Origin of the sequence: Spirosoma validum, assembly GCF_014699035.1 — a bacterium.
GTDB classification, from domain to species: domain Bacteria; phylum Bacteroidota; class Bacteroidia; order Cytophagales; family Spirosomataceae; genus Spirosoma; species Spirosoma validum.
Genome location: NZ_JACXAA010000010.1, coordinates 104,775 through 117,254, shown reverse-complemented (window position 1 = coordinate 117,254; position 12,480 = coordinate 104,775). Strand labels below are relative to the sequence as shown.

General features: G+C 44.7%; 10 protein-coding genes. 4 read left to right on the top strand and 6 right to left on the bottom strand.

The window, feature by feature from the left end; genetic code table 11:
- Nucleotides 1-4: 4 nt before the first annotated feature.
- Nucleotides 5-1,195: a hypothetical protein gene (locus IC230_RS23825; protein WP_191041570.1), complete on the bottom strand. Its 1,191-nt coding sequence runs from the start codon at nt 1,193-1,195 to the stop codon at nt 5-7.
- Nucleotides 1,182-2,189, bottom strand: coding sequence for a DUF2157 domain-containing protein (locus IC230_RS23820; protein ID WP_191041569.1), 1,008 nt, complete (start codon nt 2,187-2,189; stop codon nt 1,182-1,184). The genes IC230_RS23825 and IC230_RS23820 overlap by 14 nt, the downstream gene beginning before the upstream one ends.
- A 116-nt stretch (nt 2,190-2,305) precedes the next feature.
- On the opposite strand from IC230_RS23820, the gene IC230_RS23815 reads away from it, so the two are divergent.
- Nucleotides 2,306-3,994, top strand: a complete 1,689-nt coding sequence (locus tag IC230_RS23815; protein WP_191041568.1) for a VRR-NUC domain-containing protein — start codon at nt 2,306-2,308, stop codon at nt 3,992-3,994.
- A gap of 10 nt (nt 3,995-4,004) precedes the next feature.
- Here the strand turns inward: IC230_RS23815 and IC230_RS23810 are convergent, their stop codons facing one another.
- Entirely contained in the window at nt 4,005-4,742 is a 738-nt protein-coding gene (locus IC230_RS23810) for a class I SAM-dependent methyltransferase (protein WP_191041567.1), read from the bottom strand.
- 173 nt (nt 4,743-4,915) lie between these two features.
- On the opposite strand from IC230_RS23810, the gene IC230_RS23805 reads away from it, so the two are divergent.
- Entirely contained in the window at nt 4,916-5,311 is a 396-nt protein-coding gene (locus IC230_RS23805) for a c-type cytochrome (RefSeq protein WP_191041566.1), read from the top strand.
- Between the two features lie 71 nt (nt 5,312-5,382).
- Here IC230_RS23805 and IC230_RS23800 read toward each other — a convergent pair whose 3' ends face one another.
- The 3 genes from IC230_RS23800 to IC230_RS23790 all read right to left on the bottom strand — a co-directional run bounded on the left by IC230_RS23800 (nt 5,383) and on the right by IC230_RS23790 (nt 8,393).
- On the bottom strand, nt 5,383-5,847 hold the full coding sequence (locus tag IC230_RS23800) for a DUF3244 domain-containing protein (protein WP_191041565.1): 465 nt from the start codon (nt 5,845-5,847) through the stop codon (nt 5,383-5,385).
- A 276-nt stretch (nt 5,848-6,123) separates the two neighbouring features.
- A complete protein-coding gene (gene rlmB / locus IC230_RS23795) occupies nt 6,124-6,951 on the bottom strand; it encodes a 23S rRNA (guanosine(2251)-2'-O)-methyltransferase RlmB (RefSeq protein WP_191041564.1) in 828 nt (275 codons plus the stop codon).
- Complete coding sequence (locus tag IC230_RS23790) at nt 6,924-8,393, bottom strand: GWxTD domain-containing protein (protein ID WP_191041563.1); 1,470 nt, start codon at nt 8,391-8,393, stop codon at nt 6,924-6,926. The genes rlmB and IC230_RS23790 overlap by 28 nt, the downstream gene beginning before the upstream one ends.
- 211 nt (nt 8,394-8,604) lie before the next feature.
- On the opposite strand from IC230_RS23790, the gene IC230_RS23785 reads away from it, so the two are divergent.
- Together IC230_RS23785 and IC230_RS23780 are read left to right on the top strand one after the other, a co-directional pair.
- Nucleotides 8,605-9,372 carry a class I SAM-dependent methyltransferase gene (locus IC230_RS23785; protein ID WP_191041562.1) on the top strand — a complete coding sequence of 256 codons (768 nt, stop codon included), beginning with the start codon at nt 8,605-8,607 and terminating at the stop codon, nt 9,370-9,372.
- Between the two features lie 668 nt (nt 9,373-10,040).
- On the top strand, nt 10,041-12,473 hold the full coding sequence (locus tag IC230_RS23780; protein WP_191041561.1) for a PQQ-dependent sugar dehydrogenase: 2,433 nt from the start codon (nt 10,041-10,043) through the stop codon (nt 12,471-12,473).
- Nucleotides 12,474-12,480: the final 7 nt, after the last annotated feature.

Sequence of the window (12,480 nt, the reverse complement as noted above, 5' to 3'; positions counted from 1 at the left end):
ACACTTAGTATTTCCCTTCACTTCCAGCTCCACCAAAATCACCCCCACCAAACCGAATATCATCTTTTGGTATATGCTGGGCACCAGTCGTAGCCTGTATCGAAGCAATCGTTCCCAGATTACTTAGTAACTCATTAGGTGATTCTTCATCGGGTACGTCGGTAAATCCGGATTTGGATTGACGTAAGTATTGAATGACTGCGACAGCAATGCCGATTAAGACAAAACCACCAATAGTCAACGCTACGTTGAGCGGAACCAGTGCGTGATATTCATGAAAAGTCATGACAGCAGCAATCCATCCCAGCACACCCAGAATAGTAAGCATTCGATTTCGCTTCACCAATCCCTGCCACAAGTAAATTGTAGGGATAACAAATGTCAATAGCCAAAACAGCCACGCCAGAGCTATTTCGGGCGCAACAACATGTCGGGAACTGATCAGACTTGTTTTAAGCAGTAGTCCGTTCAGCTCGCGGACGACAAAGTAGTTTCCACTGGCAGCCAGCACGGTCAAGGCTATCCACTGTACCAGGTTTAGCGGATCGGAATAATACTCCAGTTGCCTATTGCTTCTAAGAATCCATCTAACCGTCAGATAAAGTATCAGTGAAACGCCCATCATCACGAACGGTAAGGCATCTTTCCCCCAGCTAAACTTGAGCAGGCCATCAAAAATGAACGTATAGAACGTAGCGAGAGTAAAAAACGCAATCAGTGTATCACCGTAGTACCAAAACACCAGTAACAACAGGGGCAACGTAACGAGACAATGCGTGGCTATTGAAAGTCCATTTGGTAAAAACTGATTAAGCCCGAACGCTAAGAACCCAGTCAACGTAACGACGAAAGCATTATCGATACCATTTCGGTAAAGAAGCCGCCGATTGATCAGGATACGTCCAACAAACCCAACACCAAGCCCAAACGCTACGTTGAACAGCCCATACGTTGTTTGGTCGGTTAGCAATACCGAGAAAACGCTGGCAGGTAGCAGATAACAGGCCAGAATGGCTACGGTCGTAAAAAGAAACAAACCGATTTCGATAAAACCGTTCGTTTGCCGAAACTCGACTGGATAAGCCTGACGAATGGCGTCAATCTGTTCAGCAGATAGCAATTGCTGCTGACGCCAGCGCGCGGCCTGGTCTACTATTCCTCGGTTATAAATCCACTGTTCGTTATAGGCTTTCATTCGTTCTGTTTCCCTTCGGTAGCTGACTCATCAGATAATAGACTAAGGCGATGCCTGTCAGAATAAAATACCAATAGTAAATATTATCCCCCACACGATCGAGGTGCAGGTAGTGAAAGACGATATACGTAGCGCCGATGTACCCATAAATCAGACTGATAAGCAGATAAACAAACGAGCCAGCTGGACTATTGGCAAGCCGTCGCTCCCGACGAGCATATTGATCGAAGGCGACACACGTAACGCCCAAACCGAGCGCAAACCACGCCCACCTATCCTCGAAATTGAATAACCCACCCAGTAGCGCTACCATTAACAGGTTTCCGGCAATGGTCAGGTAGGTGTATGTGAAGTGCGGTTTAATACGTTGTCGTTCCAAACCCAGTGCCAGCGTAATTAAAACAAGCGCTAGTCCGATAGCCGAAAAGACGGTTTTCTGATCGAAGAAGTTGGTTTTGACATACAATTCCAGTGGCCGAACCGTGACACCCACCCATGAGATCAGCGCGGTTAGCGCCATACCCAATACCCCGCGGTGGTCGAAACGGTAAGCCAGTGGCAAGAACAACGCAGCCGGCAGCAGCGTTACCAACCCATAACGCGTTCCGAAAACAGTATAGGCATATTGGGCGTATCCTTCGAGCGTTAGGAACAGCAGGCAGGCTAAGATCAGGGCGTAATCACCAAACGACGATCGACTTTTGGTTTGTTCTCTGGTCCACTCTGGCCGGAATCGCCAGGCGAAGAAAAAGCATCCTACGCAGGCTACAGCAATAGCCGCCAGCAAGGCGCCGTGACCAATTTGATCAAAGTTATCATATACCAGAAGACCCAATCCTGAGCTCAGCAACAAGATGCCGATGTACAGCATCGACCGCAATTCCCAATGCAGCGAAAATGGCCTTTTCTGCTCTATTTCAGCGATTATCGCTTGCTGTTCAGGCGGCAAAAATCCTTGTTTGTGTAGCTTATTAAGAACGTCATTTGGGGACATAAATAGCTGTTTTTGTGTTGTATTTATAGTCACAACCGGGCTGGCGTTTCAGCTAAACTCTGTGAACAGTATAGCACGGAATAAATCGGGAACGCCAGCCCGACCGCAGATACATTATGATCGGACGACAAAAGGTTATCCTTACACCCCGTTACTATCTCGACAATTTCCGCTACGTGCTGGATTTCGTCAAACGTCTGTACGGTGCTTTATTGAACGATGCCGAATGGGACTTCGTGCGTCGATTTGAGGCTCTCGGTCTCGATGCTCAATGTCTTTACGTACGATTCAGTAACCGCAAAGGACTCTTTTTTCGTGTCAATAAACTACAATATGCCGAAATAACTGACTTATCGGCAGCCGTTGACGAATTAATTAGTGCGGGCTTTATCGAGCCTTTATCGCCCCAGCAAGTCAGCCTGGGCGACGATGCACTGAGTGTTTTTACCAAACCCGAATTGCTCGAACTGCTACCGCTTGAGCCCGAAGAAATTAAGCCCCTGGGCAAAGCAAAGAAAGAAGGGCTAGTGCGCTATGCGTTGAGTGAACTTGACTTTGGCGAAATTGTTACCAGCCTTACTACGTTCGAAACGGTCGTTAAAATGAATTTCGACGCCGAAGGTACGATGGTGAAATACCTGTTTTTCGGCAATCGGGGCACTAACATGACCGAGTTCGTAGTACGTGACCTGGGCATGGTCAATTTTGAGCGATATGACGAAAATAAGCTAACGGCGCGTTTCCGTACCCGTAAGGAGGTAGAAGACAAATTACTGATCTCACTGACGAATGAGGAATTTTACGACCTTAAAGAAGCCGAAGCGCCTGCCGAAGATATTTATAACTGGTTTTTGAACTGGAACGAGACTCGTCCTGAATTAACCGAAATCGCCATTCCGGGTTATCAGAAACTTGTATGTCGGGTGGGCGGCTATTTAGAACGGCAAAAGCTCCCCGAACAGGCTCTCTCAGTCTATGAACTTTCAGATCGGGTACCAGCCCGCGAACGACGGGTTCGGTTATTATTCCGAAATGGTTCGGTTGAAGAAGCCTTAGCTCTCTGCGATGAAATCGCGATAAATCCGCTCAATGCCGAAGAGCGCTACTTTGCCAATGATTTCCGTGAGAAAATTCTAAGTATAGGCGAGAAAAAACGGACTCGTAAAGCCACAACCCGCTTTTTATCAGACGCTGAGAGTGTAAACATCCCGGCGGCTTATCGGCACCATGTCGAAGCGGGCGTAATGAACTATTATCTGGAGCACGACTACGACGCGGCCTTCACGGAAAATTATCCCTGGCGTGGCTTGTTTGGGTTGGTTTTCTGGGATATTATTTACGACGCCAACGTATCAGCTATCCACCACCCTCTCCAGCGCGCGCCATCGGACTTTTATCTGCCCGATTTTTACATAAAGCGCGAAGATTTATTAAAAAAACGGCTAAACGAATTAGCGACAAAAGACGACTGGCGACGCCATACCGGGCGAATGTTTAACGCCAAATACGGTATCACGAACGTACTGGTCGACTGGTCCGATGAATTGCTGACGCTCGTGCAGCGAATGGTTGATTTACTGGACATCGATCAACTTCGACTGATTCTGCTCGAAATGTCCCGCAACCTCCGTGAGCACACGCGCGGCTTCCCTGATTTACTGATCTGGAATGAGCAAGGCTATTATGAATTTGTAGAAGTGAAATCACCAACGGATCACCTTGGTCCGCAGCAACTGCACTGGCTGGAATTTTTCCAGACGATTGGCGTGCATGGCAAAGTTGTTCGGGTAATTTGGGAAGCATAAAGACCGGCCTCTATACACGTCCTACCCGTAAAAAAACCGGGAAATTCATATCACGTTCCTGATCACCCCAAACTTGTACAAATTCCTCTCTCAAGCGTATAGTAGGATCTTCTTCATTCTCGTGAATGTATTGCCGAACAGCCGACCAGGTACGTAGGTAATTCAGGAATCGATCCAATGACCAGGTGCGTCGAATAGTGAACTCCGCCCGTTGTACATCGGCGAAAGGGAATGGCAACGTAGCGTAGGCATCATCAATGTACTTTCGTTGCGGGTCCCAGTACGGACCAATCCAATTCCGGTAAAAGTCCAGCATCATCGGATCGAGATCAGGCCCGAGTTGAACTAAGCCATACCCCCATTCAGCAAGGGTAGCGCCAGGTTTCGCGACTCGTCGGACCTCCTGATGAAACGCATTGACATCGAACCAATGAATTGCCTGTGCTACGGTAATCAGATCAAAGGTATGATCGGCAAAGGGCGTCTGTTCGGCTGGGCTGATTTGATAATGGATGTTCGGTTTCTGGGTTGCCCGAGCGAGTTGAGTTTCACTGATGTCCGTTGCTTCAACCTGCCCAAAAAACTCGGCTAACGTATCGGCAACCTGTCCATTGCCGGTGGCGCAATCCCAGGCACTTTGGCGGTTTTGAGTAAATGAAAGCACAAAATCGTACAGATCAGCTGGGTAATCAATGCGGTATTGGGCATACAGGTCGGCATGACCTGAGAAGCGATCGAGTGGCTGCATAATTTTTTATTTTTCCAATTTTAAACGTTTTTTGAGAACAAGTGTCTAATCATTGGTTTAATAGGAAAAACCAAAGCTAAAATTGGGTTATCATCCGAAACCGTCTATTTTTGCAAGGGTGACCTGTTGCCGCGTATCAATTTGTTCATTCAATTTACTGCTTACCTGATCTCATGAAAAAATTATTTGGTATTCTCATCGCTTCGGCTGCGCTGGCCGTAGCTTCCATTGACGCTAACGCTCAGGCACCAGCCGACATTCCAGCGGACATGAATGCGCTGATGAGTAAATACACCTGTATTGCCTGCCACCGCCCAAACCAGCGATTAGTAGGCCCTGCTTATGCAGATGTAGCCAAGAAAAACTACTCGGATGAGGAAATTGTCAACCTGATCTACAACCCGATTCCTACGCACTGGCCGGGTTATCCCCCAATGGCACCTATGAAACAGGTTCCTAAAGAGGATGCCATGAAATTGGCTACCTGGATCAACTCTTTAGATGGAGGAGCAAAGAAAAGCTCAACCAAGAAAACAACTACCAAAAAGTCTACGAAAAAGTCGGCTTAAGTTGTAGGTAAATTTTCATAAAAAAGACCGCTCCAATCTGGAGCGGTCTTTTTTATGATCAACGTACTTTGTTAATAGCTAACAACTAACTTCTTATCAACGACTTGTTCAGGGGCTCTCTGAACCGGCTGATCGCCCATCGTGATGTAGCCCATCGTTGGCGGCTCAATCGTAAACGACCGGGTAAAGTATTCGCCTTTTTTACTGAGTTCAAGCGTATACTTGCCAGCGGGCAACGACGATAAATCTAGACGGCAACGATAAGCGACAGTCGTTTCAAATCTATTATATAATCTGTGTCCTTTTTCATCAAGGATAGCGACTGAAACGCCACCCGCTGTTCGATTATCGAAGTTTACGCGAATTGCGGCCTGTGTGTTGGTGACCGGATAGGCTATAGCCTGAAAACTAATAGGCTCTACTGTCAACTTTTCCCGACCTGTAAAGGTCTGTGCATGAGTTGAAGGTGCTGATAACAGGCAAGTAGCTACAACAGCTAGGGTACTGTAATACGCAAAAAAGCGATTGGTTTTCATTGTCTTGTTTTGGCTAAATGGTGTGGATAATACCATCCGACTACGTGCCGGTGGGTTGATTTACTTATATGTAGATACCCAGCTAAGCTTTTGTATTCGCTCGTTGGCTCTCCAAAACAGTTAGTCGTGGCTATACTGTAGACGGGAAACAAATACATCAAAAATTAGCATGTCATGTATCTGACAAGTCGTTTCGCAAAGTAGAAGCTTAGGATATTAATAAAAAAAGCACCAGACGAACATCTGGTGCTTTTTAATTTTTCGGTTGGGATTATTCTACGATTCTGTGTTTATGACTAAACTTCGCTGACGTACAGCTTCATATAATACGACGCCAGTTGCGACAGATACGTTCAATGAACCAACTGCGCCCAGCAGCGGAATCTTAACATGATTATCAGCCATACGTAACAGCTCGGGCGAAATCCCGTCTTCTTCCGAGCCCATAACAATAGCAATTGGACCAGTTAGGTCAGTGCTACGTTCGTAAAGGTCACGACTCGATTTTTCGGTACAGGCAACCACTGTAATACCTGACTGCTGTAAGTACTTTATGGTTTCTGTCAGCTCAGGTTCCCGGCAAACCGAAATATGGTTCAGGGCCCCCGACGAAGTTTTCATTGCATCAGAATTAATCGCTGCCGCCCCTCGGCCTGGTATTACAATGCACTGCACACCCGTACACTCAGCGGTACGGGCAATGGCACCGAAATTTCGAACATCCGTAATACGGTCCAGGAGAAGTATGAACGGCGTTTCACCCCGTTCAAATACGTCAGCAATTACGTTAGAAAGCTTAACGTACTGAACCTGCGCGACCAGGCATACTACGCCCTGATGATTCTTACGAGTCAGACGATCCAGTTTTTCGACCGGTACGCGCTGGATCGTTACCCGGTTTTGAAACGCCAGATTTTGAATGTCGGGGTTGCTAAGCCCCTTTTCCATATACAGTTTATCGATCTGTTGATCAGACCGAAGTGTTTCGATCACGGACTGAATACCAAACACCATTTCGTCGGGTTGCGGACGAAATTGAGGCCGAGCATTTGTAGTACGATTAGGATTAGAGCGATTTATTCGCGGATTGCGCCGGTTCTCCATGCTTCGACAATCGGGTACCAAATCGGCTGATACTCAATGTAACGTACCAGTTCGTAGTGATCCTCGACAAATTGATTGGGTTTTTTCGTAAATGTAAAATTAACCTCCGAGACGTTAGCCCGGCGATTGTAAACCCAAACTTCGCGCTCCCGGTTCCGTTGTACGCGGTCGGGGGCGCCCAGCACGATATAGATCATGCCTTTATCGGTTTTCCAGCCTTCCTTATACGTAGTAAATAGTCGATTCGCTTCTTCGACACGATCGAAATAGGCTTTTATCGTTTTCTTTGCCACACCCTCATTCCCCGCCATCAGGCTTAACCAGTATTTATCAAGTGCTTTTTTGGTATCCTGCGCTTGATTTAGCTCACCGATTTCGCTGCTGGTGCTCATATATAAGACTGGCTTGATAAGTTTTTCGGGACGGGTTAGTTTCGGGAATCGTTTGTCTGCAACTACTAAGCCAATACCAGACTCCGCCGTTGTGTCTTCCACAAAATAATATAAGCCTTCGCGCGGCAATACAAACGGCTGATTGGTTGCAATGTTTAACGTTGAATCGACCGTAAGCGATTTCGTAGCTGGACGCGATGATGTATTCATAGGCGACGAAGCGGCATCGAAATCGTGCCGATACCGATAGCCGAAGAGTGGCTTACTTGTGCCGTTCACATCACGAATAATAATGGTGTCACCTGCATTCACAAAATTGCGCAACTGCGGCTGGTTACCCTGCTTATCAAACAACGTAAAACGATCACTTAGCTTAGTCACCTTGAAGCGTAAGGGTAGATCGTTACGTGCCTTGGTCCCCGTATTTGTCTCCGTAATTTCGGTAAGCAGTACAGCATTGGCCGCATCCTTGGGGCGCTTTAGGTCGAATGTTAACGTGAGATGATCACCTTGCTGATTGACAGACTGCGCTGTAAGCGGTACTGTTCCGTAAGCCAGTCGATCACGGTTGTTATAATCCGGATACATGACATAAGCCACCAGAAAATGCTCAGAAAAATCAGTTGGATTCAGTACAGACTGTCCGCCGGGCGATTTGGCCGTTAGATCCATGTAGATCCTGACGTTGGTCGAATCCGTTACCAAAAATTTACCTTTGATCGACGTAACCATCCACTCGCCGGTTGTTTTGCTGGATAAAGTTGGCGTTGTACCCAACGCCGGCCCATCAGCCATCACTTTGACCGGTGCTGGTGCCTGGGACGTAGTGGAACGTGAATCGCCAGAAGCAACGCTAGGCTGGGACGGATTAGCCGAGCCAGTAGACGGATTAGATGGCTGACTACTAGCCGGACGAGCAGCGGGCTGATTCCGCTGTGCTTCCGTACGGGCATCATAGGCAGCATTGATACGAGCTTGCTGTGTCTTTTTTTGGGCACTAGAGCAAGCTGATACGATAGCAATAAAAAACAGAGCAGATAAAATACGCATAAATAGCAATTCTTACGCTTATTTTCTGATACGAATTCTTAGTTAGTCTGGACGATAAAAAGCTTATTATCACTTAATTTCCAGGCCCCCGAAGAGGTATCAATATACATTATTATCTATAACGAAAAAATACGCTCATTTGGGTTACGAACCGAGTGCATTTTTCTTTACCTGTGCAAAAGAGTAATTTTGTTGATTGAATTGCAAGCACATGTATAAGACTACTGAAATCACCTCCGCCGAAATTGCCTCAGATAATCCTGTTCACCAGCGATTGCTGTTTCCGTATGTAGAAGCCGCTGCTATGGTTAGCGGGCACGTACTTGAAATTGGCTGTGGCTGGGGGCGCGGGCTGGAATTACTCACAAAAGCCGCTGACCACTATACGGGTATTGATAAGAACACAGAGTTGATTTCGGCGCTTGGCAAAGCGTATCCCGATGCAACATTCATGGCTGCCAATATTCCACCGCTCAGGGGCTTAGCTGACAATACGTTCGATTACATCGTTACGTTTCAGGTAATTGAACACATTGAAAACGACGATCTATTTATTAAAGAAGCCCATCGTGTACTGAAACCAGGCGGGAAATTGCTACTGACAACGGTTAACAAAACGTACTCACTAACCCGCAATCCCTGGCACGTTCGGGAATACTATGCCGATGACTTAAAGTTGCTTATAACCAAATATTTCCCAACAATTGAAGCGCGGGGTATTCATGGCAATGAGAAAGTTATGACGTATTACGAGCAGAACAAAGAGTCCGTCAAAAAACTAACGCGCTTCGATATCTTCAATCTGCAATACCGACTCCCCCGTCGACTACTTCAGGTTCCCTACGACCTAATGAATCGTCTGAATCGTAATCGGCTCCTGCAAGCTGATGGTCTGGCTGCTGAAATCAATTATACAGATTATATAGTCAGTAGCGATCCGGCTGGTAGCCTTGACTTTTTCTACATAGCCACAAAGTAATTCAGTTTATTCTTTATTTACAGGATCCTAATAATTTATCTCACGAGTTCTCTTCTACCGACCTCATGGCAACTTATTGTTGCCCTTTTTCACATATAATGGGGTCATATTCTTTTGTTTCCTCGCCTATATAGAAAGTTATAAAATATGAAGTTGGAATACAATACCTAAAAGCCTAATAATCAATCATTATTATGTGAATATCTGTACATTTCTTGTGCACAGTACTCTATTTTCTAATTTTAAAGGAAATATTTTTATTATTTCAATAATAATAAATTAACTTTGCAAATATATAGTAACATATAATTTATAAATATGGCAGACTATCCAATCGGCCCAAGTATGGTTTCGATAGGATTATGCTCATTAAAGCACCATGTGCCTCATAAAATAAGGCAAGTCCGCACACTTAATTGGGTTGATCTCATTGGACAAATAGAAATACATAACCAATCTAGGGAGTGCATTTTGTGATTACAAAGCTGTTGAGCTTACCTATCTAGTGAAGAAATCTCAATAAATATGAATAAACTTTCATTTCCAAGATTATTATTGCATTTTCTTTTGTATATTATCATATGTATATTTTTATCAAATGCATAATGTAAATACTTAGTAATTATTTACCGTGTATGAACAATTAAAAAGTAATCAAATCCAACTTCATGAAAACTCCCTACAAATCAATCAGGAATTTTAATAAAATTTATTTAGTAGCCCTAAGTGTCAGGAAGACGCTTAGATCACAATCCATTTTATTGGTGTTTCTGTTTATAGTTAGCTATTGTTATGGTCAAACCTATCCACCGGGTTTTAGCCAAGTATTGGTATCTAATGGCTTAAACAGTCCTACCAGCATGGCATTTGCACCAGATGGACGAATTTTCGTAACGGAGCAGGATGGAAAAGTACGCATTATTAAGAATGGTAGCTTATTACCCACACCCTTTGTGATAGTACCAAACACGTATCAAAATGGGGAATCAGGATTAAATGGTATTGCACTAGATCCTGATTTTGCTAATAATGGCTATGTATATGTCTATCATACATTCATTGATCCACCATTTTGGACCTTTCATAATCGTATTAGTCGTTTTACAGCCGCCGGAGATATAGCTATAGCTGAAAGTGAAACAGCAATTCTAGATCTAGATCCAGTTTATCAGGTTAACCAGCATAATGGTGGAGCTTTAAATTTTGGTCCTGATGGAAAACTATACATCGCTGTAGGCGACAGTCGTCATCCTGGTTTTGGACAAAGTTTAGATACTTACATGGGAAAAATTCTCCGCGTCAACCCAGATGGTAGCGTTCCATCCGGCAACCCATTCACAATAGGTTCGGAACAGCGAAAACGTATATGGGCTTATGGCTTACGAAATCCATTCACATTTGACATACAGCCAGGAACAGGCCGAATCTTTGTCAATGATGTCGGTGAAAGCACATGGGAAGAAATCAACGATGCTACTAGTGGTGGTCTTAATTTCGGTTGGTCCAATGTAGAAGGGAATAGTACAAATTCGGTTTACACCAACCCAATCTATACATATGGACACAATAGTAATGCTAACGAATGGGGGTGCGCTATTACGGGCGGAGCGTTTTTTAATCCGAATACAACCACCTATCCTGCCATTTATTCAGGACAGTATTTCTATATGGACTTTTGTTCCAATGAAATTAGCACTCTAAATTTATCAGGTCCTACAGTTACCCGTTCAATATTTGCCAGTTTCTTACCAAGCCATCTGACAAGCTTAGAGGTAGGACCAGATGGAAACCTGTATTTTTTTAGCCGCGATTTTGGCTCGCTTTATAAAATTATCTATACGACTAACACTATTCCCAATATAGTTAGTCATCCAATAAGTTTAACTGTGCCTCAAAGCCAACCTGCAATGTTTTCGGTTAATGCTACGGGCACTGCTCCCCTTTCTTATCAGTGGCAAAAAGACGGCAGTAATATAAGTGGGGCCACATCTGCCAGTTATGCTATTACCAGTACAACAGCTAGTGATGCTGGTCAATATCAGGTAATTGTTAGTAATACTGCTGGCAGTGCAACCAGTAACCCGGCTACATTGTCAATCACAACGTCGAACCAGTTACCAGTAGCCATGATCTTATCACCAACAAATCACACCATTTATCGGGCTGGGGATGTTATTAATTTTTCGGGTACCGCCGTTGATCCTGAAGATGGAATTTTACCCGCCAGTGCCTTTAGGTGGACCGTCGAGTTTCATCATAATGTACATTATCATCCTGGCCCGACTATACCCATTGGAATTACAAATGGACAGTTTACTATTCCCAACCAGGGGCATGAAGTATCTGCGGATGTCTTCTATCGGCTTATTTTGACTGTAACAGATTCAAGGGGAGGAGTCGCTACAACTTTTGTCGATATTGACCCAAAAATAGTGACCATTAATTTCGCAACTAATCCGCCTGGCCTGACACTTACGTTAGATGGTCAACCCGTTACTACCCCCCGTACACAACAATTTGTATCAGGGCTTATTGTAAGCTTGGCTGCGACAACAACTCAGATGCAGACCAATAAGGCTTACGGATTTAGCAAATGGACGCAGGGGCCTGACGTCAATGGGAACATTACAATACCTGATATTAATACAACTTATACAGCGAACTACGTTTTACCTCCCGATCTAACCCCTTTGTTTTACGTTCGGCCTACTATCCAATATGGCACTACAGACTTTACGGCTGTGGTAGACATAGTTGAGTTGAACTCAGTAGCTACCAGTGGTCCTATAACGGTCAAGATTACGAGGGATTCTCGCGTGAATCTGACTCTAAATCCAACTATGACTAAGGCTAATAACCGAGATGTACAAAATAACGCCTGGACGTTTGATGGTAATTCAGATCCCAATTACTATGTATTGACCACCTCACAAGCTATTGCTCCCGGTGATAAAATATCCTTCGGTTTAAGTGGAAGTTTGACAACAGGAGCTACTACAGGTACATTAACCATTAGCTCAATTGTTATGGGCGGCAATAAGGGAGAATTGAAAGTGGATAACAATTCAGATGCCGATAAAATTGAATATTTTCAAAACTAATCGTTAG

Bases quoted from the DNA above. Each gene is read 5' to 3' on its own strand.
- IC230_RS23825 (WP_191041570.1), bottom strand. From the start codon at position 1,195: ATGAAAGCCTATAACGAACAGTGGATTTATAACCGAGGAATAGTAGAC.
- IC230_RS23820 (WP_191041569.1), bottom strand. From the start codon at position 2,189: ATGTCCCCAAATGACGTTCTTAATAAGCTACACAAACAAGGATTTTTG.
- IC230_RS23815 (WP_191041568.1), top strand. From the start codon at position 2,306: ATGATCGGACGACAAAAGGTTATCCTTACACCCCGTTACTATCTCGAC.
- IC230_RS23810 (WP_191041567.1), bottom strand. From the start codon at position 4,742: ATGCAGCCACTCGATCGCTTCTCAGGTCATGCCGACCTGTATGCCCAA.
- IC230_RS23805 (WP_191041566.1), top strand. From the start codon at position 4,916: ATGAAAAAATTATTTGGTATTCTCATCGCTTCGGCTGCGCTGGCCGTA.
- IC230_RS23800 (WP_191041565.1), bottom strand. From the start codon at position 5,847: ATGAAAACCAATCGCTTTTTTGCGTATTACAGTACCCTAGCTGTTGTA.
- rlmB (WP_191041564.1), bottom strand. From the start codon at position 6,951: ATGGAGAACCGGCGCAATCCGCGAATAAATCGCTCTAATCCTAATCGT.
- IC230_RS23790 (WP_191041563.1), bottom strand. From the start codon at position 8,393: ATGCGTATTTTATCTGCTCTGTTTTTTATTGCTATCGTATCAGCTTGC.
- IC230_RS23785 (WP_191041562.1), top strand. From the start codon at position 8,605: ATGTATAAGACTACTGAAATCACCTCCGCCGAAATTGCCTCAGATAAT.
- IC230_RS23780 (WP_191041561.1), top strand. From the start codon at position 10,041: ATGAAAACTCCCTACAAATCAATCAGGAATTTTAATAAAATTTATTTA.